Origin of the sequence: Synechococcus sp. CS-1328, from assembly GCF_025128095.1 — a bacterium.
In the GTDB taxonomy this organism is placed as follows: domain Bacteria; phylum Cyanobacteriota; class Cyanobacteriia; order PCC-6307; family Cyanobiaceae; genus CBW1002.
Genome location: NZ_JAHLYT010000004.1, coordinates 1 through 23,527, shown reverse-complemented (window position 1 = coordinate 23,527; position 23,527 = coordinate 1). Strand labels below are relative to the sequence as shown.

Genomic DNA, 23,527 nt, shown 5'->3' with positions numbered 1-23,527 from the left:
AACCAGCCATCTGGGCTCAGGCTGGGCCGTCTTGGCAAACTGGGGCGGTGCGGGGCCGATCCCCTGCTTGCCAGAAGCGTCATGGATCCCGAGCCGCAACCCAACAACCAGTGGCAACCGCCCGAGCCGCAGCCAAGCGAACCGCAACACAACCCTTCGCAGACACCGGTGCAGGGCTCGTCTTCGCCAACAGATCCGGCCAAGGCAGGGAATCAGCCCCCGAATCCCCTGAAGAAGCCGGTGGCTCCCCCGGGCTGGGAGTACCGGGTGCTGCACATCAACGTGGACAACAACAACCCACCCGGGGGCCCGAATCCCAAGCAGGACAGCGCCAAGCTCGGTGGTTCGCTCAGCCCGGAGTTCCTCAAACGGGAATTTCCCGATCAGTACACGGCAGCCGCCCGCAAGCCCGTGCATCCGGCTGAGCAGCTGCAATTCTTTCTCAACCAGCTGGGACGCGATCGCTGGGAACTGGTGGAGGCGGCCCAGGTTGGTCCGCTGTTGATGTTCATTTTCAAACGCCCGGCCGCCCCTGCCTAAGCTGAGGCCTGAGACATGGGTTTCCAGTGACCGACGCCAACCAGCAACCTCCTGTGCTGACCTTTGAGGGCAACCGCTATGACCTCAACTCCCTTCCCCAGGAGGTGAAGGAGCTGGTGCGAGGCATGCAGGTGGCTGACGCCCAGTTGCGCATGCACGAAGACACGCTCAAAGTGCTGGCGGTTGGGCGGCAGTCGATGGCGATGCAACTCAACGACAAACTCAAGGATGTGAGCCCGATCCCTGAAGGCAGCTGAACGCTCTCTTGCCAGCCAACTCCCCTGAAACAGGGAGTTGGCTGAGACAAACCCATTTCAGGGGTTCCTTAAGGGCACCTCAAAAAATTGGCCTTGCTGGGACCACCGGATCGGGGTCGCTCATGCCAGGCAATGAGTCTCACCCGGTGCATCCGTGGGGAATCGGAATTTTTCGAGGTGCCCTTAATCCTGGTCTTTCGCTTCAATCCTGGTCTGCAGAGTCGTCGACCACCACCGGATCGAAGTTATAGCTGCGCGTGAGCTCGAACACCGTGCCCGAGAGCAGCAGCAAGCCGATCAGGTTCGGGATCGCCATCAGGCCGTTGAGGATATCGGCGATGGTCCACACGATGGATGTGGTCTGGGCCCGGGCCAGGGCATTGGGACCTGACTGGGAGCTGATCGCGCCCAGCACCACCGCCACGACCCAGAGATAGCGGAAGGGCTTGATGCCCCGCACTCCCACCAGGAATTCAAGGCAGCGTTCGCTGTAGTAGCCCCAGCCCAGGATTGTGGTTGCTGTGAAGAACACCGTGCCGAAGGTCACCAGCCACATGCCGCCAGGCATGCCCCAGTCGAAGGCACTCATGGTGAGGGCCACACCGGTTTCACCGGATTCGTAGGCGCCGCTCATCACGATCACCAGGGCCGTCATCGAGCACACCACGATGGTGTCGATGAAGGTGCCCAGCATGGCCACACTGCCCTGCAGCACCGGATCACCGGGCTTGGCGGCCGCCTGGGCAATCGGCGCCGTTCCGAGGCCGGCTTCATTGGAGAAGATGCCACGGGCAATGCCTTTCTGGATCATCACCCCCAGGGCCCCACCCGCCATCGACTGAGCCGTGAAGGCATCGGAAAAGATCACCCCGAAGGCCATCGGGATGCGGTCGTAGTTGCCCACCAGGATCACGATCCCGCCCAGCACATAGACGATCGCCATGAAGGGCACCACCACCTCGGTGACCTTGCCGATCCGCTCGATACCGCCGATCAGCACCAGAAAGGTGATGGCACCCATCACGATTCCGGTGGCCAGTTCCGGCACCCCCATCGACTTGTGCAGGGCCAGGGCCAGCTCATGGGACTGCACACTGTTGCCGATGCCGAAGCCGGCCAGGGTGCCGAAGATGGCGAACAACACCCCCAGCCAGGCCCAGCGCGGACCCAGACCGTTGCGGATGAAGTACATCGGCCCGCCCACGTGTTCGCCGAGGGCATCGACCTCGCGGTAGTGCACCGCCAGCACGGATTCGGCGTATTTGGTGGCCATCCCCACCAGGGCGATCAACCACATCCAGAACACCGCCCCGGGGCCCCCGGTCGCGATCGCACTGGCAACGCCGGCCACGTTGCCGGTACCGATCGTGGCGGCAAGGGCGGTGGTGAGACCCTCGAAGGCATTCACATCGCCTTCGCCCTTGGTGTTGCCGATCGAGCCGATGGCCTGGCGGAAGCCGAAACCGATACGGCGCAGGGTCATAAAGCCCAGACCCACCATCAGGTAGAGGCCGGTGAGGCCGATCAACCACAGCGTGATCGGACCCCAGACAATGCCGTTGATCTGGTCGAGAACCTGGAAGACGTGAATGGGAGCAAGTGCGCCGATGGTCTCACGGGCACGCCCCCGTGGCCAGCCCTCAGGCCAGTGGCTGCAGATCCTCGAATCGGAAGCTCTGGCGGCCAGCGTCGTCTTCCGAATCCGTGTCGATCACCCGCTCGCCCAGCACCCAGGGGCCGGCTTCGGTGAGGGGCACAAAGGTATCGGTGAAGCGGCTGAGGCCGCCGCGGCTGGCACCGGTGGCCGGGTCGCTGTATTGGCTGGTGTAGCTGTGGCTGAGGTAGCCATGGCCGGTGTCGGTGGTGCTCTCGGTGAAGATCGTCACCACCGTGCCGTGGATGTGGCGATGCACCATGGTCACCACATCGTTGTGGATGCGGTAGCGGTCGCCGTCACCCTTGCCACCCACGATCACCTCGGTACCCACGGCATCGGTCTCGCCAGCGGTGAAGGTATTGGCGCCGTGGGTCTGCTCGAAACTGCGGCGCACCCGGTGGATCGCCACTTCCCAGAGCTGGGAGGCCACGGCCTTGTGCACCTCCTCATCGGCGAATCCCTCCACCGTGGCCTTCAGATCAGCGCCCACCGTGAAGCTGCCCTCCAGCCGCCGCTCGCCCTGCTGCCACACACAGCGGCCGCGGTACCCCCCGAAGCCGGGATCCCAGGTGTAGCGGTTCTCGTAGGCGGCCCGGAAGGCGGCGGTGCAATCACTACCGGGCGCAGGCACTCTGCCGCCGGCAGGAGCGGCGTTGGAAGCGGCGGTCGAGGCTGCGGTCGTAGCGGCCGTGGGGCTGGAGGCCAGGGTCATGGACAGCAGGAGATGGTGGCCAAACCCTACCCAGGCCGCCTGCGGCCGGTGTTGAGGCCTGCTGCGGCCGGGGGACTAGGCCTGCTGCGGCCAGTTGCCAGTGCTCAGGCCGCAGGCGCCGCGACCCGGTGAATGTCCTGCAGGGCCATCACCTCCAGGGTCTGCTGTTGCAGCGCCGTGATCGCCTCCACCGCCGCGCGGCCACCGGCCAGGGTGGTCACCGTCGGCACGGCGTAATCGAGTGCTGCCCGGCGCAGGTAGGTGTCGTCGTGGGCGGCCTGGCGGCCGATCGGGGTGTTGATGATCAGCTGGATCCGGCCGGAGCGGATCGCGTCCTCGATGTTGGGCCGACCCTCGTGCACCTTCAGCACCCGCTCCACCGGCAGGCCGCCGTCTTCCAATGCGGCGGCGGTGCCGCTGGTGGCGATCAGGGAGAAGCCGAGCCCATGCAGGCTGCGGGCCACCGGCAGCAGGCCGGCCTTGTCGCGGTCGTGGGTGGAGAGGAACACACTGCCCCCGGTAGGCAGGGCATCGCCGGCGGCGATCTCGGCCTTGGCATAGGCCATGCCGAAGCTGCGGGCGCTGCCCATCACCTCGCCGGTGGAGCGCATTTCGGGTCCGAGCACGGTGTCGGATCCGGGGAAGCGCTTGAACGGCAGCACCGCTTCCTTGACACTCTGCAGCGGCGGCACCGGTTCGGAGGTGAGGCCGAGCTCCACCAGGGTGCTTCCGGCCATCAGCTGGCTGGCCACCTTGGCGAGGGCCACACCGGTGGCCTTGGCCACAAACGGCACCGTGCGGGAGGCGCGCGGGTTGGCTTCGATGATGTACACGGTCTGGCCTGTCGCGGCATCCCCCTGCACGGCGAACTGCAGGTTGATCAGGCCGCACACCTCGAGAGAGCGGGCCAGGGACTCGGTCCACTGGCGGATGGTGGCCAGGGCCTCGGTGCCGAGCGAGCGTGATGGCAGTGCACAGGCCGAATCACCGGAGTGGATGCCGGCTGGCTCGATGTGCTCCATCAGGCCACCGATCACCACCCGGCCCTCCCGGTCGCAGAGGGCATCGACATCCACCTCGGTGGCGTTCTCGAGGTATTGATCGATCAGCACCGGATGGTCGGGAGACACCTGCACCGCCTCGACCATGTAGCGGTTGAGTTCGCTCTCATCGGCCACCACCTCCATGGCCCGCCCGCCCAGCACATAGCTGGGGCGCACCACCACCGGGTAGCCCACTCTGGCGGCCACGGCCCGGGCTTCGGCATCGGTGCGGGCCAGGCCATTGCGCGGCTGGCGCACCTCCAGCTGGCGCAGGATCGCCTCGAACTGCTCGCGGTCTTCGGCGCGGTCGATCGATTCCGGCGAGGTGCCCCAGATGCGGGTGCCGGTGGCTGCGCCCTCGGGGCTGTTCAGCCAATGGAGCAGGGGAATCGCCAGCTTGAGCGGCGTCTGGCCGCCGAACTGCACGATCACCCCCTCCGGCTGCTCGGCCTCGATCACGTTGAGCACGTCTTCGAAGGTGAGGGGCTCGAAGTAGAGCCGGTCGCTGGTGTCGTAATCGGTGGACACCGTTTCCGGGTTGCTGTTCACCATCACCGTGGCGAAACCGGCCTCCTGCAGGGCGAAGGAGGCATGCACACAGCAGTAGTCGAACTCAATGCCCTGGCCGATGCGATTGGGGCCGCCGCCGAGGATCATCACCTTGCGGCGGGTCTCGGGCTGCACCTCGTCTTCCGGTGGCACCAGCTGCAGCGAACCGTCGGCGGCGATGCGCTCCAGGGGGCGCTCGTAGGTGGAGTAGTGATACGGGGTGCTGGAGGCAAATTCGGCGGCACAGGTATCCACGGTTTTGAACACGGCCCGCACCCCCAGGCCCTGGCGATAACGCCGCACCGCCAGTTCGTCGCTGCCCGTGGCCCAGGCGATCTGGCGGTCGGAGAAGCCCAGTTGCTTGAGCTCCAGCAGGGCGGCAGCGTTGAGCTGCCCCAGTTGGCGCCCCTGCAGCAACCGGCTCTCGGCCTCGACGATGCCGCGCAGCTTGGCCAGGAACCAGGGATCAATGGCTGAAAGCTGATGGATGTCCGCGTCACTGCGGCCGGCGAGCATGGCGTCGCGCACGGCGAAGATCCGTTCGGGGGTGGGGGTGCGCAGGGCCCGCTCCAGCTCCGTGCTCTCCAGCTGCCGCTCGGCCCGGTCACAACCCCAGCCGGCATGGCCGGTCTCGAGCGAGCGCAGGGCCTTCTGAAACGACTCCTCGAAGCAACGGCCGATCGCCATCGCCTCCCCCACCGATTTCATCGAGGTGGTGAGCACCGGCGAGCTGCCCCGGAACTTCTCGAAGGCAAAGCGCGGAATCTTGGTCACCACGTAGTCGATCGTGGGCTCGAAGCAGGCCGGCGTGGCGCCGGTGATGTCGTTGATGATCTCGTCGAGGGTGTAGCCCACCGCCAGGCGGGCGGCGATCTTGGCGATCGGGAAGCCGGTGGCCTTGGACGCCAGGGCGGAGGAACGACTCACCCTGGGGTTCATCTCGATCACCACCACATCGCCGTTGGCGGGATTGATCGCGAACTGGATGTTGCTGCCGCCGGTGTCGACACCGATCTCGCGGATGATCGCGATCGCCTGATCGCGCAGGCGCTGATATTCCCGGTCCGTGAGGGTCTGGGCCGGCGCCACCGTTATCGAATCACCGGTATGCACCCCCATGGGATCGAGGTTCTCGATCGAGCAGACGATCACCACGTTGTCGGCGGTGTCGCGCATCACCTCCAGCTCGAACTCCTTCCAGCCCAGCAGCGACTGCTCGATCAGGATCTGGGAGACGGGGCTGGCCTCCAGACCGCTCTTGCAGAAGGCGCGGAATTCATCGGGGTTGTAGGCAATGCCGCCGCCGGAGCCGCCCAAGGTGAAGGCGGGCCGGATGATGCGCGGGTAGCCGCCGATCTGCTCGCCCACCACTTCGGCCTCCTCCAGGCTGGTGGCGATGCCGGAGGGGCACACGGCCACACCGATCCGCTCCATCGCCTGTTTGAACAGGTCGCGGTCTTCGGCCTTCTCGATCGCCTCCAGGTTGGCGCCGATCAGCTCCACCCCGTAGCGCGCCAGGGTGCCGTCGCGGGCGAGGGTGACCGCCAGGTTGAGGGCGGTCTGGCCGCCCATGGTGGGCAGCAGGGCATCGGGCCGCTCGATCTCAATCACCCGAGCCACCACCTCGGGGGTGAGCGGCTCGATGTAGGTGCGATCCGCCATGTCCGGATCGGTCATGATCGAGGCGGGATTGCTGTTCACCAGCACCACCTCGAATCCCTCGGCCCGCAGGGCCTTGCAGGCCTGGGTGCCGGAATAATCGAACTCGCAGGCCTGACCGATCACGATCGGTCCCGAGCCCAGCAGCAGGATGCGACGCAGGTCCGTGCGGCGGGGCATGGGCGGGGCGGAAGCCAAACGCGCTCAGCCTCTCACGCGCCTCGGCGGGTTCCCGTTCCGGAAAGCACCAATATCGCCTTGAGCCAGGCCCTCGCTAACGTGAGCTGAGGATCCACTGGTGCGTCTGTCGATGAGTGAACTCCAGCGCCTGAAGGGGCAGCTGCCACCGGAGATGCAGAGCTGGGTGTTCGTGGAAGCGGCCGCCTCCGCCGATCCGCCCCTGATCACGATCGAGGAGATCGGCCGTGACGAGGTCGAGATCCAGGTTGATCTGGAGAGCTGGGATCAACTGGCCCTCGACCACCGCAATCTCCTCTTCTGGCATGAGGTGGGCCGCATCCAGAACGATGCCGTTCCCCGCGATGGCTGGGAGATGGCGGCCCTGGCCATCGGCCTCGGCGGCGCCATCGGCGAACTCTGGGTCCAGGACGGCCTGCTGCTGATGATGGCCCTGGGCCTGTCCGGCTTCGCCGGCTACCGGCTCTACCTGAAGAACAATTCGGAGAAGCGCCTGCAGGACGCCATCGCGGCGGATGAGCGAGCGATCGATCTGGCCACCCGCTTCGGCTACAGCCTGCCGAACGCCTACAAGAGCCTCGGCGGTGCCCTCAAGGCGCTGGTGGAGCAGACCCGCAAGAAGAAAAAGCGCGGCTTCTACGAAGACCGGCTCGAAGCCCTGCGCAAGAGCGCCGAACGAGCCCGCGCCGAGATGGCCCAGCAGCAGGGGTCCCGTCAGTCCGTCACCAGTGAGAACGTCTATGGCTGAAGCCTTCGCCCCCGCACCCAGCACGATCGACCCGCAGGACAGTGAGGCCCTGGCCCGCCTGGCCGCTGACGCCTGCGACGACCGCAAGGCGGTGGACATCCGCCTGATCCGGGTCGATGAGGTGTCGTCCCTGGCCGATTGGTTCGTGATCTGCAGCGGTCTGTCGGACGTGCAGGTGCGTGCCATCGCCCGCTCGGTGGAAGACCGGCTCGAAGCCGAGGCGGGCCGCCTGCCCCTGCGCCGTGAAGGCCAGGCCGAAGGCCGCTGGGTGCTGATCGATTACGGCGAAGTGATCGTGCACGTGCTCACCCCAGACGAGCGCAGCTTCTACGACCTGGAAGCCTTCTGGGGCCACGGCGAACAGCAGCGCTATCTAGGCTCGGCCCAGCTTTCGGCGTCCTGACGGACGCATCACGTCCCGATGGCTGGCCCGGCGATCGACACCCCCTGTCCGGTGCCGCCGGAGCAGCGCCCGCTTGAGGAGTACGGCCAGCTCTGCCGCTCCTGGTTCTTCGCCTGGCCGTCGAACGATCTGGCCGGTCTGCTGCGGCCCCTGGCGATCAGCTGGCTGCTGGTGGCCCCCCTCACCCTGCTGATCGCCAGCGGCAGCGTGCCCCTGCGCCACGACCTGCCACGGCTGATCGTCTCGGGCCTGGTGGCGGCGGTGGTGGTTCCCCTGCTGCTGCTGCTGCGCCAGTGGCTGGGCTGGACCTTCGTGTACAAGCGGCTGCTCTCGGAGCGGGTGGAGTACGAGGAATCCGGCTGGTACGACGGCCAGGTCTGGGAGAAGCCGCTGGCCTGGCGCAGCCAGGATCTGCTCGTGTCCAAGCACCAGGTGCGGCCGGTGCTGAAGCGGCTGCAGCAGGCCCTGGCCCTGGCCGCTGGCCTGCTGCTGTGCGGGACCAGCCTCTGTCAGGCTCTCTGAACCTCTGCCGGGCACCCGCAGGCCGGAGGCGTTCACCCGCTGATTCATGACTCCCGCATGACTCTGTCCTCCAGCTTCGGCAGCTCCCGGCCCGGGATTCCGCCCCTGGAGGTGCGCCTCCTGCGCGAGGGGATTCCGGAATCCAGCCACCGGGTTCATGCCGTGGTGTGCGATCAGCGCGGCCGGGTGCTGATGCGGGCAGGGGACCCCCAGCGGCTCAGCTTCATGCGCTCGGCCCAGAAGCCGTTCCAGGCCACCGTGTTCGTGAGCTGCGGCGCCGCCGACATGGGGGACAGCAGTGATCGGGGCCTGGCCATCGCCTGTGCCTCCCATGCCGGCACCCCGGCCCATGCCCGCGAGGCCTTCAAGCTGCTATGGCAGGCGGATCTGGAAACCGAGCAGCTGCAGTGCCCCGTTCCGGCGGGTGCCACCAGTCCGCTGGAGCACAACTGTTCCGGCAAACACGCCGCCTTTCTGGCCGCCTGCCGCCGCATGGGCTGGTCGCGCGAGACCTACCTGCTTGATGACCATCCCCTGCAGCAGGAGGTGCGCAAGCGGGTGGCGGAGCTGCTGGCCCTGCCCGCGGCCGAGCTGGTGTCGGCGCGGGACGACTGCGGCGCCCCGACCCTGCAGCTGCAGCTGGCCCAGATGGCCCTGTTGTTCGCCCACCTAGGGGCCTCACAGCAGCCCGACCTGGAGCGGCTCTCGCGGGCGATGCTGGCTCACCCTGAGCTGGTGGCCGGCGAAGGCCGCTTCGATACCGAACTGATGCGCCACAGCCACGGCCAGGTGGTGAGCAAGGGCGGCGCCGAGGGCATTCAGTGCCTCAGCCGTGTGGGGGAAGGCCTGGGTGTGGCGATCAAGGTGGAAGACGGCTCCGCCCGCGCCAAGCACGCCGTGGCCCTGCATCTGCTGGAACAGCTCGACTGGCTGATGCCCATGACCCTCGATGAACTGCGGGGCCGCTTCCTGCAACCCGCCCCCCACCTCCAGCTGCAGGTGAACGGCGAACTGCGCTTCGACTGATTGGTGCTGCAACTGACCGGTGCTGCAACTGAGCCGGGGCCAGGCATCAGGAGCTCCAGGGTTCAGTGCGGACACCCCAAGTGGTATCTTTCTGGGGTCGCCGCGGGGTAGAGCAGTCTGGTAGCTCGTCGGGCTCATAACCCGAAGGTCGCGAGTTCAAATCTCGCCCCCGCCACCAACTTCACGATCACCACCAAGCCCTCGGAAAGCCGAGGGCTTTTTTTTGTGGTCAGATCGCATCGGCCCTCAACCTTTTCAACTGGCGTCGCGACCAGCTGGCATTGCGACCAGCTGGCTTAGCAACCCGCTGGCACAGCGACACCGCAGCAGTAGCTTCGCCGCAGCAATTCCCGCCGCCCCTTGGTGCCGGCCTCCTCTTCCCCCGAACCCTGGGACGCGATCGTGGTGGGGTCAGGGGCCACCGGTGGTGTGGCGGCGATGGTGCTGGCGGAAGCCGGCGCCCGGGTTCTGGTGCTGGAGGCCGGCCCCGATCTCAGTCCGCGCCAGGCCCTGGGCAGCGAACCGGCCAACAGCCTGCGGCGGATCAGCAACCTGATGGCCGGCAGCCAGCGCCTGCAGGCCGAGCACCCGGGCTACTGGAAGGCCAACCCACGGCTCTATGTGGATGAGCGAGCCCTGCCCTACAGCACGCCGCCGGATCGGCCCTTCCTCTGGAGCCGCGGTCGCCAGGTGGGCGGCAAGAGCCTCACCTGGGGCGGCATCACCCTGCGGCTGTCGGAGGCGGAATTCCGGGCTGCCGAACGGGATGGCCACGGCCCCTGCTGGCCGATCGGCAGCCGCGACCTGGATCCGTACTACAGCCGGCTGGAGCGGTTTCTGGGGGTGCACGGCGGCCGCGATGGCCTGCCCCAGCTCCCTGATGGCGACACCCGGCCTCCCCTGCCCCTCACCCCGGCGGAACGGCACCTGGGGGCCTGCATCGGGCGCGACCTGGCCCTGCCCCTGATCTCCTCCCGTGGCTTTGCCCTGCACCGCCCCAGCCCCGACAGGCCCTGGCCCGCCTCCAGCTCCCCCGGCGGTGCCCTGGCCAGAGCGCGGGCCACAGGGCGCGTGCAGCTGCGCAGCGAAGCGGTGGTGAGCCACATGGAGTTCGACGCCGGCGGCAACCGGGCCGAGGCGGTGGTGTTCATCGATGGCCGCAGCGGCACCCTGCAACGCGAGACGGCGCGGCTGGTGGTGCTGTGCGCCTCCACGATCGAGACGCTGCGGATCCTGCTGCACTCCAGCGAGGAGCAACGCAGCGGCGGTCTGGTGGATCCCTCCGGCACGTTGGGGCGCTACCTGATGGATCACATCTCCACCAGCCGCTTCTTCTCGATCCCCGACCAGTCAGCGCCTGAGGGGCCCACCGAGCTATCGGGGGCGGGCAGCTGCTTCATCCCCAACACCGTGAACCTGCCCGCGAGCATGAAGACCGCTGCGCTGGGCAAGACCGCTGCGCTGGGCAGATCAGCAACGCCGGGCAAGACCGCTGCACTAGGCAAGACAGGGGCACTGGGCGGGGCAATGGACGATTCCCCTCCAGATTTCCTGCGCGGCTACGGGCTCTGGTGCGCGATCCAGCGGATGGATCCGCCGCGGCCCTTCCAACGGCGGCCAGGCGAAGCCGTGGGCTTCCTGATCGGCCACGGCGAGGTGCTGCCCCAGGCGCACAACCGGGTGAGCCTCGATCCCGATCTGCGCGACGGCTGGGGCCTGCCGGCCGCCCACATCGACTGCCGCTGGGGCGAGAACGAGCGGCGGATGGTGGATCACATGCACCGCCGCATCACGGCGGCGGTGGCCAGCGCCGGCGGCACGATCCGCCCGCTCGACCAGCTCTACGTGCTGCCCCTGGTGGAACCCCTGGTGAAGCGTGGCGCCGCCTTCGCCTCAGGGGCAGCACCGCCGGGCTACTACATCCACGAGCTGGGCGGGGCCCGCATGGCCGCTGGCGAGACGGAGGGGGTGGTGAACCGCTGGAACCAGTGCTGGCGGGCCCCCAACCTGCTGGTGGTTGATGGGGCCTGCTGGCCCACGGCCGGCTGGCAGAGCCCCACCCTCACCGAGATGGCGATCACCTGGCGCGCCTGCGCCGCCGCCGCCGAGCGGCTGAGCCGGGGTGATCAAGGGCTGGCTGCCTGAAGGCCAGTCCGATTCGGTCAGGGGCTGCTCACCCTGGGCCCAAAGCGGTGTCGATCACCACAATCCCTGTGGCGCCTTGCCCGCACACTTTGCGGGCGACCTTCCAATGGGTCGGGCAAGGGAGAAACCAGGGGCGGGGGTTGGCACTCCCGCCTTTTTTATTAGGCCTCAGGGCCGCAGGAACAATCCGTTGAGGTAGTGCTGCGTCACGCAGCTGTCGGTGCAGCCGTTCTGGAACAGGAAGCCGGCCAGGGCGGAGGTCATCAGCCGGTACTGGTCCCACTGGGGATGGTGGCCAAGGAAGTCGCGCATGCCATCGAACAGGGCTTCCGGTACCTCGGCCTCGAGGCTGACGCGGCTGGAGGCAGGGTCACTGCCGACGCTGCCGCTGAAGCCTGCCGAGGGAGCTGCCATGAATGCCTGAGCGATTGAGACCTTCAGTAGGCCACGGCGGCCAGCACTCCGTCAAAGGCAGCCATCGCGCCCTGCACTCCGGGGTCTCACCGCCGAGATAGTTGTTCCAGCAAGGGATCTGCCGAGAGGCCAGGGGCCCGTCCCTGCGACCGTTGCCCCCAGCAGACGGGTGTCAAGGGCGGCGCCTGGGGAATCGACGTATTCCCCAGCACCGCCTGCGCCAGCGAGGCCCCAAGCCGAACACCTGGGGAAAAGCAAGCCTGGTTCTGGGGAAAACAGCCGGGAAGCCGGGAAACAGGCCTGCCAGCGGCACCGATCAGCCTTGCTGATCGTCAACGTGTCTCTTAAGACTTAGGTCGTGAATCCCAGAGTCAAGACCTGCCTACTGACCCCACCGCTGACCCTCAGCCGCGCAGGGTTCGTGGGCCCAGGGGGTGGTCGGCGTGGGGGTAGGGGGCATGGTGATGACCGGGCTCCGCCTCCTGAGCAGGCTCATGGCTCTGGGCAGGGTCGTGCTCAGGCCCATGGCTGTGGGCAACGGCTGCCGCCCCCAGCGGAATCGGCACACCATCGGGCTGGCAGGCGCCGGTGCATTCGCGCTCGCAGAGGGTGCAGCTCTCGACCAGACCCTCCACATGGTGGTGATGGCTGTGCTGCGGCGCCCCCACCTCCAGCTCGAAACCAAGCACCTGGGCGCGGTACTTGCAGAGGGAGCAGTTCATCGCGGTGTCGCCACGCAGCACCTCGTCGACCCGTTCAGCAAAGGTGGCCAGCACCAGCGGGTGATCGCCCAGGTAAGACGCAGACACCATCTCAACATCGGGATGGTCGTCTGCGACGCGCTGGCTGTGCTGCAGGATCCGGCTGACCAGCACGCCGGAAAAGAGGAAGTAGGGGAACACCACCAGCCGCCGGTGGCCCAACTTGACCACCTGCCGCAGCCCCGGCTCCACCAGGGGAAAGGTGACGCCGGAATACACGGTTTCGCCCCAGCCGAAGCCGAAGCCCTCCACCAGCATCCGCGTCACCTTGGCCACGTTGGAGTTGGCGTCGGGATCGGAGGAGCCGCGCCCCACCACCACCAGGCAGGTGTCGTGCGGGCCCACCGGCTCCTCGCCGCGGGCGCGGGCGGCGGCATCTGCGGTCTCGATCGCCTCGCGGATGCGGGCGCCGGCCGCCTGGATCATCTTCAGGTCGACGCCCAGCTCGCGGCCGTAGTCGATCACCAGGCCCGTCTCGGCGGCGTAGGTGTTGAGCACCGAGGGGATGTCGTTCTTGGCATGGCCGGCGGCGAACAACATCGCCGGCACCGCCAGCACATGGCGCACCCCCTGCTGCCGCAGGCGATCGAGGCCATCGCGCAGAATCGGCCGGGCGAACTCGAGATAGCCGTAGTCCACCGGCACCGGCGCCAGCTGGGCGCGCAGCTGCTCGGCCAGGGCGGCGAACTCCGCCACCGCCAGCCGGTTGCGGCTGCCGTGGCCGCACACCATCACCCCGATCGGCCCCTGGGCACTCTCCACCGGCCGATCCGGGGCGGCACGCTGATCCTGAGCGGCACTGATCCCAGCTGGAGTGGATTCAGCAGCAGACGTCACAGCTGAAGTGGACACGGGGTTGGCCTGCGGCAGCCACTCCGGCGCCGGAACGGAAGTAGGGGCCATGGAATCCTGAGCAGGAGCCGACCCTATCCGGCGCCGAGGCCGCTGCAGCCCAGCCAACCGGGAGCTGCCAGAGCCGCACCGCCATGCTTGGCGGCGTGATCGGCTTCGTGATCGGAGTGCTTCCCGAAGCCCTCACCGATCAGGGAATCCTTGACCAGATCGGCCTCGTCACCCTGTTGTCAAAGGGCTGATCACGCGAGGATGGCGAGATTCGCGCAGGACCCCTGCACCTTCTCCCCTACGACCCCCTGCCTCCACCCCAGCAGGATCAAACCCTGCTGGAGGTGCCGATCGCCTCGCTGCGGCCCACCCAGCTGTGCGTGGGCCGGGCCGAGGTGCAGCGACGCCACGCCGATTTCTCCCGCGACAGCCTCGAAGACCGGCGCGCCTATCTGCGCAAGAAGCCTGTTCCGATGGCGCGCAACGCCGCGGGGCTTCTCTGGATGGTCGACCGCCACCACCGGCTCAGCGGTCTGTTCTGCCTCGATCCAACCGCCACCGCCTTCGGCTACGTGGCCTTGGAGATCGAAACCGCAGAGCTCGACGCCAGCCTCAGCAGCCTGCATCAACGGGGCTGGCTGTATCTGTACAACGGCCGCGGCCATGGTCCGCTCGATCCCGCCGCCCTTCCCAACCATCTGGGGGAACTGCAGGACGACCCCTACCGCAGCCTGGTCTGGAAGCTGAAGCAGGAGGGTGTGATCGCCCCGGCGCCGCTGATTCCGTTCCACGAATTCCGCTGGGGCGCCTGGCTGCGCCGCCGCTCCTTGCCGCCGTTCAGCTCCCTGCGCCTGCAGCCAGCCCTGCCTGCCGCCCGGGCCCTGGCCCGCTCCACCGCCGCCTCCCACCTGGCCGGCTGGCAGGGTCTTTGAGCCAGTCCAGCGTGGCGACGTTCCTGGCCGCCAATCCGCTCGGCAGCTTCGCGCTGCTGCTCGCCCTGAGCGTGCTGGTGCCACCGCTGTTCCGGCGGATGCGGCTGCCCGATCTGGTGGGGTTGCTGGTGGCGGGCGTGCTGGTGGGCCCCCATGCCCTCGGCTGGCTCTCGGCCGAGAGCCCCACCGTGACCCTGCTCTCCGATGTGGGCGTGGTGTATCTGCTGTTCATCGCCGGTCTGGAGATCGACCTGGCCGAGTTCCAGCGGATCCGCCAACGCTCCTTCCGCTTCGGGCTGCTCACCTTCAGCCTGCCGATGGCCGCCGGCACGGCGCTGGGCTTCGCCAGCGGCTTCGGGGCAGTGAGCGCCGTGCTGCTGGGCTCGATCCTGGCCTCCCACACGCCCCTGGGCTACCCGATCGTGCGCAGCTACGGCGCCGTGCGGGAAGAGTCGGTGACCGTGGCGATCGGCGGCACGATCTTCACGGACATCGCCTCCCTGCTGGTGCTGGCGCTGTGCATCAGCCTCGGTGCTGGCAATTTCTCGGCCGTGGGGCTGATCGGGTTGCTGCTCAAGGTGGCCCTCTTCGCCGTCACCACCGTCGTTGTGATCCGGCGCCTGGGTCATGCCCTGGTGCGCCGCAGTGTTGATGGCGACGGCCGCCTGCTGGTGGCGGTGCTGCTGGCCCTGCTGCTTTCCGCCGTTGGCGCGGAACTGGCCGGGGTCGAGAAGATCGTGGGGGCGTTCCTCGCCGGTCTGGCGGTGAACGCCGTGCTGCCGGAGGGTCCGGTGAAGGAGCAGGTGATCGTGGTGGGGGCCAGCCTGTTCATCCCGATCTTCTTCATCGATCTGGGGCTGCTGCTCGACGTGCCGGTGTTCCTGCGCACCGTGGTGGGCTTCGGCTTTGCGGCCGCCCTGATCACGGTGTTGATCGCCAGCAAGGGCCTGGCCTCCTGGATTTCAGGGCTGATCTACCGCTACAGCAGCGCCGAGGTGCTCACCCTCTGGTCGTTGTCGTTGCCCCAGGTGGCCGCCACCCTGGCCGCCACCACCGTGGGATACCGCGCCGGGCTGCTCAACGAAACGGTGCTGAACAGCGTGCTGGCGATGATGGTGGTGACGGCGATCCTGGGGCCGGCCCTCACCGGCGTGGCGATGGCCCGCCTGCGCGAGGAGCGCACCGCCGCACTCCAGGCCGATACCTCGGGCCAGCTGGCGCTGGTGCACCGGGCCCTGCGGGTGATGGTGCCGATCGCCAACCCCGCCAGCGAGCGGGCGCTGCTGGGCATGGCCAGCCAGCTGATCGGCGGTGAGGAGGGCCGCGAGGGTCTGGTGCTGCCGCTGGCGGTGGTGACCCCCTCCCGATCCGAGGCGGAACGGCAGGGTTCCCTGGCCCTCACCACAGACCTGGCCCGGGCCCGCCAGCTGCTGGTCGACACCGAAGCGATCAGCCGGGAGCTTCAGTTCCCCAGCAGCCCCCTGCTGCGGGTGGATCACGAGGTGGCCGGCGGCATCGCCAGGGCGGCCCTGGAGCAGGGGGCCGACCTGCTGGTGGTGGGGGTGGGATCACCGGCGCGCCTGGGCCGCTGGCTGTTCGGTGATCTGGTGGATGGGCTCTGCCGCCAGGCCCATTGCCCCGTGGTGGTGACCAGCCTGCGCCACGACCCACGTGAGCTGCGTCGCCTGCTGGTGCCGATCAAAGACCTCTCCTCCAGCGCCCTGGAGCAGGTGCAACTGGCCGAGCGCATCGCCAACAGCGTCGGCAACGATCCGCGATCCCTGGCTGGAGCGGGAGGGGCGGCAACAGGACCGATGAGGATCACCCTGCTGCACCTGCACGATCCGCGCCTGCCGGAGAGCGAACGCCAGCAGATCCGCCAGCAGTTGCAGCAGTGGTTGCCCGGTCCGGATGCACGCCACAAGCCGGTGGCGGTGGATGTGCAACTGGTGCCCAGCCTGGCGATCGAGGCCGGCATCCTGCGGCAGGCCAGCCTGCACGATCTGGTGATCCTGCGTTCCCAGCGGCGGCTGGTGGGCGGCCTGCCAATCGCCGCCAGCGACCGCGCCAGCTGGCTGCTGCGCCGGCTCAGCTGCTCCACCCTGGTGATCAGTGACCCGCTGCACTGAGCAACTTATACCTGAACAACGCAAACCAGATCAGCGTGCGTGACAACCTGGACGACAGAGCCGCAGCTCCTGTCTAGACAGGGAATGCGCTGCCGCCGCCGCCATGGCCTACGCCCATCTGCTGGTGCCCACCGATGGCTCAGAAGCGTCTCAGAAGGCCGTGATTCAGGCGGTGGAGCTGGCCCGCAGCCTGGGCAGCCGCATCACCCTGCTGCATGTGCGCGAGAACGTGGCCCTTGCCCTGGTGGGCATGGGCGAAATGGTGGAGCCCACCACAATTGAAACCCTGCTGCAGGCCGCCAGAGACGATTCCACGCGCATCCTGGCGGAAGCCCGGGCGGTGGCGGAGCAGGCGGGCGTGCCCGTGACCACCGAAAGCAGCAGTGGCGACGGGGTGCACAGCATCATTCTCGAGGCCGTGGAGCGTTTCGGCTGCGACCTGATCGTGATGGCCTCCCATGGCCGGCGCGGCCTGATCAGCCTGCTGCTGGGCAGCGAAACCCAGCGAGTGCTGGTGCAGGCCCCCTGTCCGGTGCTGGTAGTGCGCTGATGGTCCGATGCGACCGAGCTGAGGGCAGCACTACTGAGTCTGGTGGCAGGGTTTTATTGCTGGCGCGTTCCGGAGTTGTTCAGAGACGCGTGCCAGGAGAGAGGAAATCGGCGTAGGTGCTCACCAGCCCTTCGGCCAGAGGGATGCGGGCCTTCCAGCCCGTCGCCTCGATCCGGCTCACATCCAGCTGTTTTTTGGGGGTGCCATCCGGCTTGCTGGTGTCCCAGAGGATCTCGCCCTGATACCCCACCGCACCGGCCACCAACTGGGCCAACTCATTGATCGGCAGATCGACCCCGGTGCCCACGTTGAGGTGCTGCACCGGATCGGCTGGATCTGGCGCATAGGTTTCCAGGGCATGCACGCAGGCCTCGCCGAGATCATCGGCATGCAGGAACTCCCGCAGCGGTGATCCAGTGCCCCAGCAGGTGACGCTGGGGGCTTCGGCCAGCTTGGCCTCATGGAAGCGGCGGATCAGGGCCGGCAGCACATGGCTGTGGGTCGGATGGTAGTTATCGCCGGGCCCGTAGAGATTGGTGGGCATCAGGCTGATCGCATCAAATCCGTATTGCTGCCGCAGCGCCGCGCACAGCTTGATGCCAGTGATCTTGGCGATCGCATACCACGCATTCGTGGGCTCCAGCGGCCCGGTGAGCAGCTCCTCCTCCCGAATCGGCTGCTGCGCCATGCGGGGATAGATGCAACTGCTGCCGAGAAACAGCAACCGCCGGCTACCGCAACGCCAGGCACTCTCGATCACATGGGTCTCGATCTTGAGGTTATCGAGCAGGAAATCGGCGGGGTAGGTGTCGTTGAAGTGGATACCACCCACCTTGGCCGCCGCCAGCACCACCACCTCCGGCCGATTCGCCTCGAACCACTGGCGCACCGCCACCGCATCCTCCAGATCCAGCTCGGAGCGGCCGGCTGTGAGCCGATGGGGATAACCCCGCCGCTCCAGGGCCCGGCAGATCGCCCCGCCGGCCATGCCCCTGTGCCCGGCCACAAAGATCCGATCGGCGGGACTGATCCGTGAGGCACCCCCTTGCCCCTCGATCGCCGCCGCCATCTCAACCCAGCCCCTGGCCGGCCTGTTCGATCACAAGGGGGCAGGTGGGGGGGTTCTCCATGGACCCCACCACCTGGAAACCTTCGCGGCGCAGGGTGGCTTCCTTGGCCGCCTCCTGCTTGTCTTCCGCCACCATCTCAGCCACCAGCTCCTCGAGGGTGGTGGTGGGGGTCCAACCCAGCTTCTGTTTGGCGCGGCTGGGATCCCCCAGCAGGGTGGCCACCTCGGCGGGGCGGAAGTAGCGCGGGTCAATCCGCACCACCACCTGATCGGTGCCGGCCCGACGGCCCACCTCGTTCACCCCCTCGCCGCTCCAGCTGATGCCGCCCCAGCCCAGCTGCTCAGCCGCGAGCTCGATGAAGCGCCGCACACTCTCCTGGCGGCCGGTGGCGATCACGAAGTCTTCCGGCGGTCCCTGCTGCTGCAGCATCCGCCACTGCATCTCCACATAGTCGCGGGCGTGGCCCCAGTCGCGCAGCGAATCGAGGTTGCCCATGAACAGGCACTGCTCCAGCCCGGCGTCGATGCGGGCCAGACCGCGGGTGATCTTGCGGGTCACGAAGGTTTCGCCCCGCCGCGGGCTCTCGTGGTTGAACAGGATGCCGTTGCAGGCATACATGCCATAGGCCTCGCGGTAATTCACCGTGATCCAGTAGGCGTAGAGCTTTGCCACCCCATAGGGGCTGCGGGGGTAAAAGGGCGTGCTCTCCTTCTGGGGGATCTCCTGCACCAGGCCGTAGAGCTCGCTGGTGCTGGCCTGGTAGATGCGGGTCTTCTGGGTGAGGCCCAGAATCCGCACCGCCTCCAGGATCCGCAGGGTGCCGAGGGCATCGCAGTTGGCGGTGTATTCGGGGCTCTCGAAACTCACCGCCACGTGGCTCTGGGCGCCGAGGTTGTAGATCTCATCGGGCTGCACCTGCTGCACGATCCTGATCAGGTTGGTGCTGTCGGTCAGGTCGCCGTAGTGGAGCGTCAGCGGTGGCGCCGAGTCTTCCCGGTTCTGCTCATGCGGATCCTGGTACAGGTGATCGATCCGCTGGGTGTTGAAGCTGCTGGCCCGGCGCTTGATGCCGTGCACCTCATAGCCCTTCTCCAGCAGCAGCTCCGCCAGGTAGGAGCCGTCCTGACCGGAGATGCCGGTGATCAGTGCCGTCTTGCGCATGCTTGGCGGGCCGCCATTGCCAATGGCGAGGAGGTTAAGCCGTGCACGCCAGTACGGTGCGCTCCAGAGCACTCACCACCGGCCGGCCTGTGACCCTGCGGCTCACCAACACCCTCACCCGCCGCACCGAGCCGTTCGAGCCGCTGGTGCCCGGGCAGGTGAGCCTCTATTGCTGCGGGGTCACGGTGTACGACCTCTGCCATCTGGGCCATGCCCGCAGCTACATCGTCTGGGATGTGCTGCGCCGCTACCTGCTCTGGAGCGGCTACGCGGTGACCTTCGTGCAGAACTACACCGATATCGACGACAAGATCCTGCGCCGTGCCGCCGAAGAGGGCAGCTCGATGGAGGCGGTGAGTGAGCGCAACATCGAGGCCTTCCGGGTGGACATGGCCGCCCTCAACATTTTGCCGCCTGACCGGATGCCCCGGGCCACCGGCAGCCTGGATGCGATCCGTGCCTTGATCGCGGAGCTGGAAGCGAAGGGAGCCGCCTACTCCGTCGAGGGCGACGTGTACTTCGCCGTGATGCAGCACGCCGGTTACGGCAAGCTGTCGGGTCGTGACTTGGGCGAGCAGCAGCAGAACGCCGAGGGGCGCGTCAGCCAGGCGGAGGAAGCCCGCAAGCGCCACCCGTTCGATTTCGCGCTCTGGAAGGCGGCAAAACCGGGGGAACCGAGTTTCCCGTCACCCTGGGGGGCCGGCCGGCCCGGCTGGCACATTGAATGCTCTGCGATGGTGCGCGAGGAACTGGGCGACACGATCGACATCCACCTCGGCGGCGCCGATCTGATCTTTCCGCACCACGAGAACGAGATCGCCCAGTCGGAGGCTGCCACGGGCCAGGAGCTGGCCCGCACCTGGCTGCACAACGGCATGGTGAATGTTGGCGGCGAGAAGATGAGCAAGTCGCTCGGCAACTTCACCACAATCCGGGCCCTGCTGGCGAGTGGCGTCAGCCCGATGACCCTGCGGCTGTTCGTGCTGCAGGCCCACTACCGCAAGCCCCTCGATTTCACTGACCAGGCGCTCGAAGCTGCTGCCACGGGCTGGAAGGGGCTGAATGCAGCTCTGGGACTGGGCCAGCGGTTCGGCACGGCACTGGGCTGGCCAGCGTCCGGGGGTGCCCCGAATCCTGGCGAAGCCCGGCAGCGCTTTCGGGCCGCCATGGACGACGACCTCAACACAGCGGCAGCCCTTGCGGTGCTGTTTGAGCTGGCCAGGCCGCTGAAGGCTCTGGCCAACCGCCTGGAGCGCGGCGACACCGCCCGCAGCGAGGAGGCCGCAGAGCTCGCCCCACGCTGGCAGGAGCTGGTGGAGCTGGCCGGCGTGCTGGGCCTGATGGCGGAAAACCGCAAGCTGGGCGCCACTGTGGTCACATTCAGCTCTGCCGCGGCCACGTCTGCCGAAGCCGGAACAAGCGAAGCCGCAACGAAAGCCGGCAAAACAGCTGATGACACTGCTGATGACACAGCGATCCTCGAGCGCATCGCCGAACGCCAGGCCGCCAAGGCCGCCCGTGATTTCGCCAGCGCCGATCGGATCCGAGCTGAACTCAAGCAGCAGGGTGTGGAGCTGATCGACAAACCCGGCGGTGTGACCGACTGGATTCGAAGCTGATGGCCGCAACGATCTACCTGCACTGGAGTGCCACCCCTTACAACTGGGTGCGCTCGGGCGCCTATCACACCATCGTGGCCGGAGACGGGTACCTGCACCGGCTGCACTCCTACACGATCGATCTCAACGCCCACACCTGGCGGCGCAACAGCAATTCGGTCGCGATTTCCTGCGCCTGCATGGGCGGCGTGCCTGATCCCTGGACGATGCCCCCCACCGCCGCCCAGATCGAGGCGATGTGCCGCGAAGCCGCGGAGGTGGCCCGCAGCTGGGAGTGGAGCGCGGACGACATCACGATCCAACGGGTGATGACCCACGCCGAAGCGGCGTCGAACCGCGATGGGCGGCTCCTGCACGACAACTACGGCCCGGTGGCCTGGGGCGGCAGCGGCGAACGCTGGGACTTCATGCAGCTGCGCAAGGGCGGGCCCGACGATGGCGGTGAGGTGCTGCGCCAGAAGATCCGGGCCTACCTGCGGGGAGAGGCGCCGGCCAGTGGCTCCACTGCGTCGACCAGCGGATCCATGGCGCCGGCACCCCTGACCTTCCGCCGCCCCAGCACGATGACGGCCCGTAAAAGGCAACTGGCCGTGGAGATCGACGCCAACGGCAGCTCCTGGGCCCTGGCCGCTGACCTGCTCAGTCTCTACGACATCCCCTACGAGTGGAATCCCCTGCAGCGACGCCTGCTGATCGGCAGCAACGATGTGGCGCCGCTCTACCGAGACGATGCGGTGCAGGATTCGATCGGCTACCCCCTGTTTGAGATGGCCCTGCAGGGGGGCAACGCCCCGGTGATCCTGCGCGGCATCCTGCGGCCGGATGCGGCCGGAGATGCGGCCGGCAGTACGGGAGGCGGTACGGCGGGCGGTGCAGCGTTCAGCCGCGCCTGGTGCCGCGTGCTCGAATTCGCCGAAGAATTCGGCATCACGGTGACCTACCAGCCCTTTGTCCTGGGCGAGCGGCGGGGCGGCTGAGGGGCTGCGGGGCTGCGACTGCAGGGCCAAAGCAGCCAGGCGTCTGTGGCCATGGCAACAAGGTCCGGCATGATGCCAGGCTGCATTCATGCGCACCAGTCGCGATATTGAGGACGAAGTTTTGTCCGCAAAAAGGAGATGGCCCGCCAAAAGAGAATGTCCGCTTGGAAGACAATTTCAAAGCACCTACGAGCCGCCTTGTCGGGAGATGATCAAAAGTGGGATTCGGGATCGAAAGGGCTGGCGGGATTCCGACGCTTCCCAGCAACCTCTGCGAATCTGGTAACCAACGACCAGATCGATCAGCTCCGTAATCTTGATGGCCTCGTCTTTCTGGCGGTCACAATCCCAGTCCGGGCCGAACCACCGGCCCGGAGGTCGCCATTGGGGGAGGAAGGCTGCAGAGGATCGAAACCCATCGCCTTGGGAACAAAGGCCGCGCATGGCCAGGATGAATCAGCCTAGGGCTGCTCTTGGGCAGACCATTGCGCCAGCAAGCGCCGCCGCCAGATACCACGGCGTTCTCCACGGCGGCGGCGGTCGCTGAAATACCAGAGGCAGTTGAGGGGATAGGAGGAGCAGTTGTAGTCGTCCAGAACCGCATCGCTGCGGATCGTGGCGCTGTGCTCCTGATTGAGGGCCTGCATCCGTTCCTGAAGATCAGGCTGGAGGATCCAGTCCACCTCTGGGCCTGACTGCCCGACACTTCTCAATTGAGACAGTCATGCGACCGCCAGCTGCGCGGTTGGGCGTGGCGGTGGCGGCAGTTCCACCCGCGTGAACCAGGGCTGTTTCTGCCGCCGCCGCACGCCGCGGCTGGGAATGCAAGGCACGGCCGGCATCCACCACGGTCTGCTGCAGCCACTGCAGACCGATGCGCGCAAAGCTGAGGCCGCGCCTCCAGTGCGGATCAACGCGGCGGCGTTCACCCGCCAGGCTGACGGCAAATCCCTGCAGGCTGCTGACCAGCAGGGCGATCGCCACCACCAGCAGGAGCCGATCGATCCGATCAGGGTCGCGCAGACCACTGCTCTCCAGCTGGAAGATCCCGACTTCTGGTCGCGGAACAGCTGCTCACAGCAGAAGCGCTGGCCGTAACTCCAGACCAGATCCAGCGCAGGATCGAGGTTGCTGACCAGAGTCCAGGGCTCAGTGGAAGCGATGCCGACGGGGCGGGCCAGCACCAGGTTGGCCCGCTCCAGCAGAGCGATCACGACCTCAGCGCTGACGCTGGCACTCGGATGCTCGAGCGTTCGCCACAGCAGCGGAATGGCTCTGCCGTGGCAGACCACAGAGACCATCACCACACAGAAGCGGTTCCAGAGCACCGTGGTGTCGAGGGCCAGATGCAAGGTGTGGAGAGGTTTTTGCCACGGCTGGATCGCCCAGAGCACCAGCGGGCTGTAGAGCACCTCCACATCGATGCGGGCGGCCAAGCCAGCGCTGAGCGCGCCGCTGCCAGCTGGCGGCCAGGCACCGACCCAGCGGCAGCGCAACCTTCCAATGGTCGAAACAGACGGTCTGGCTCAGCAGCAGCCCGCTCACCATCCAGGCCAGCAGAACCAGGTGGCGATGGTCAGCGAAGCGGCTGTGTTGACGGAGGAAGGCGATC

The 23,527-nt window shown here is 67.3% G+C and carries 21 protein-coding genes and 1 tRNA gene; 13 read left to right on the top strand and 9 right to left on the bottom strand.

Translation table 11 applies throughout. The annotated features are described in order from the left end of the window. The first annotated feature begins 240 nt into the window (after positions 1-240). Together KQ310_RS00425 and KQ310_RS00420 are read left to right on the top strand one after the other, a co-directional pair. Entirely contained in the window at positions 241-540 is a 300-nt protein-coding gene (locus KQ310_RS00425) for a hypothetical protein (RefSeq protein WP_259719821.1), read from the top strand. A 26-nt stretch (positions 541-566) separates the two neighbouring features. Further along, a complete protein-coding gene (locus KQ310_RS00420; protein ID WP_259719820.1) occupies positions 567-797 on the top strand; it encodes a DUF6447 family protein in 231 nt (76 codons plus the stop codon). 202 nt (positions 798-999) lie between these two features. On the opposite strand, the gene KQ310_RS00415 is transcribed toward KQ310_RS00420, so the two are convergent. The 3 genes from KQ310_RS00415 to carB all read right to left on the bottom strand — a co-directional run bounded on the left by KQ310_RS00415 (position 1,000) and on the right by carB (position 6,597). Continuing rightward, positions 1,000-2,406, bottom strand: coding sequence for an alanine/glycine:cation symporter family protein (locus tag KQ310_RS00415; RefSeq protein ID WP_399237266.1), 1,407 nt, complete (start codon positions 2,404-2,406; stop codon positions 1,000-1,002). Positions 2,407-2,437: 31 nt separating this feature from the next. Then, positions 2,438-3,166 (bottom strand): DUF3386 domain-containing protein, encoded by a 729-nt coding sequence (locus KQ310_RS00410; protein WP_259719819.1) that lies wholly within the window; start codon positions 3,164-3,166, stop codon positions 2,438-2,440. Positions 3,167-3,270: 104 nt separating this feature from the next. Then, positions 3,271-6,597, bottom strand: coding sequence for a carbamoyl-phosphate synthase large subunit (carB, locus tag KQ310_RS00405; RefSeq protein WP_259719818.1), 3,327 nt, complete (start codon positions 6,595-6,597; stop codon positions 3,271-3,273). 130 nt (positions 6,598-6,727) lie between these two features. Between carB and KQ310_RS00400 the strand changes: the two genes are divergently transcribed. The 6 genes from KQ310_RS00400 (at position 6,728) to KQ310_RS00375 (ending at position 11,459) form a co-directional block, all read left to right on the top strand. Then, entirely contained in the window at positions 6,728-7,363 is a 636-nt protein-coding gene (locus tag KQ310_RS00400; RefSeq protein WP_259719817.1) for a DUF3318 domain-containing protein, read from the top strand. Beyond that, complete coding sequence (gene rsfS / locus KQ310_RS00395; RefSeq protein WP_259719816.1) at positions 7,356-7,766, top strand: ribosome silencing factor; 411 nt, start codon at positions 7,356-7,358, stop codon at positions 7,764-7,766. Before KQ310_RS00400 ends, rsfS begins: the two co-directional genes overlap by 8 nt. Positions 7,767-7,784: 18 nt before the next feature. Next, positions 7,785-8,288: a CGLD27 family protein gene (locus tag KQ310_RS00390; RefSeq protein WP_259719815.1), complete on the top strand. Its 504-nt coding sequence runs from the start codon at positions 7,785-7,787 to the stop codon at positions 8,286-8,288. 57 nt (positions 8,289-8,345) lie between these two features. Then, positions 8,346-9,314 (top strand): asparaginase, encoded by a 969-nt coding sequence (locus KQ310_RS00385; protein WP_259719814.1) that lies wholly within the window; start codon positions 8,346-8,348, stop codon positions 9,312-9,314. A 101-nt stretch (positions 9,315-9,415) separates the two neighbouring features. Beyond that, a tRNA-Met gene (locus KQ310_RS00380) sits at positions 9,416-9,492 on the top strand. Between the two features lie 185 nt (positions 9,493-9,677). Then, the gene (locus tag KQ310_RS00375) at positions 9,678-11,459 is read left to right on the top strand and encodes a GMC oxidoreductase (protein WP_259719813.1); all 1,782 of its coding nucleotides are present in this window, start codon (positions 9,678-9,680) and stop codon (positions 11,457-11,459) included. 168 nt (positions 11,460-11,627) lie between these two features. On the opposite strand, the gene KQ310_RS00370 is transcribed toward KQ310_RS00375, so the two are convergent. Beyond that, a complete protein-coding gene (locus KQ310_RS00370) occupies positions 11,628-11,873 on the bottom strand; it encodes a DUF2811 domain-containing protein (protein WP_259719812.1) in 246 nt (81 codons plus the stop codon). A 404-nt stretch (positions 11,874-12,277) separates the two neighbouring features. After that, a complete protein-coding gene (locus KQ310_RS00365; protein WP_259719835.1) occupies positions 12,278-13,366 on the bottom strand; it encodes a sirohydrochlorin chelatase in 1,089 nt (362 codons plus the stop codon). 449 nt (positions 13,367-13,815) lie between these two features. Here KQ310_RS00365 and KQ310_RS00360 point away from each other — a divergent pair, with 449 nt between their 5' ends. From KQ310_RS00360 to KQ310_RS00350, 3 genes are all read left to right on the top strand, one after another. Continuing rightward, positions 13,816-14,409: a ParB-like protein gene (locus tag KQ310_RS00360; protein ID WP_399237263.1), complete on the top strand. Its 594-nt coding sequence runs from the start codon at positions 13,816-13,818 to the stop codon at positions 14,407-14,409. 11 nt (positions 14,410-14,420) lie between these two features. Continuing rightward, positions 14,421-16,538 carry a cation:proton antiporter gene (locus KQ310_RS00355; protein ID WP_259719811.1) on the top strand — a complete coding sequence of 706 codons (2,118 nt, stop codon included), beginning with the start codon at positions 14,421-14,423 and terminating at the stop codon, positions 16,536-16,538. Between the two features lie 103 nt (positions 16,539-16,641). Continuing rightward, entirely contained in the window at positions 16,642-17,088 is a 447-nt protein-coding gene (locus tag KQ310_RS00350) for a universal stress protein (protein ID WP_259719810.1), read from the top strand. A 79-nt stretch (positions 17,089-17,167) separates the two neighbouring features. Here KQ310_RS00350 and KQ310_RS00345 read toward each other — a convergent pair whose 3' ends face one another. Together KQ310_RS00345 and gmd are read right to left on the bottom strand one after the other, a co-directional pair. Then, complete coding sequence (locus tag KQ310_RS00345) at positions 17,168-18,157, bottom strand: GDP-L-fucose synthase (RefSeq protein ID WP_259719809.1); 990 nt, start codon at positions 18,155-18,157, stop codon at positions 17,168-17,170. Position 18,158: 1 nt separating this feature from the next. After that, positions 18,159-19,319, bottom strand: a complete 1,161-nt coding sequence (gmd, locus tag KQ310_RS00340) for a GDP-mannose 4,6-dehydratase (RefSeq protein WP_259719808.1) — start codon at positions 19,317-19,319, stop codon at positions 18,159-18,161. 89 nt (positions 19,320-19,408) lie between these two features. On the opposite strand from gmd, the gene cysS reads away from it, so the two are divergent. Then, a complete protein-coding gene (gene cysS, locus KQ310_RS00335) occupies positions 19,409-20,938 on the top strand; it encodes a cysteine--tRNA ligase (protein ID WP_259719833.1) in 1,530 nt (509 codons plus the stop codon). After that, the gene (locus KQ310_RS00330; protein ID WP_259719807.1) at positions 20,938-21,915 is read left to right on the top strand and encodes an N-acetylmuramoyl-L-alanine amidase; all 978 of its coding nucleotides are present in this window, start codon (positions 20,938-20,940) and stop codon (positions 21,913-21,915) included. Before cysS ends, KQ310_RS00330 begins: the two co-directional genes overlap by 1 nt. A gap of 461 nt (positions 21,916-22,376) precedes the next feature. Here the strand turns inward: KQ310_RS00330 and KQ310_RS00325 are convergent, their stop codons facing one another. Both KQ310_RS00325 and KQ310_RS00320 read right to left on the bottom strand, forming a co-directional pair. Further along, positions 22,377-22,598: a hypothetical protein gene (locus KQ310_RS00325; RefSeq protein ID WP_259719806.1), complete on the bottom strand. Its 222-nt coding sequence runs from the start codon at positions 22,596-22,598 to the stop codon at positions 22,377-22,379. Between the two features lie 39 nt (positions 22,599-22,637). After that, on the bottom strand, positions 22,638-23,351 hold the full coding sequence (locus tag KQ310_RS00320) for a hypothetical protein (RefSeq protein ID WP_259719805.1): 714 nt from the start codon (positions 23,349-23,351) through the stop codon (positions 22,638-22,640). Positions 23,352-23,527: the final 176 nt, after the last annotated feature.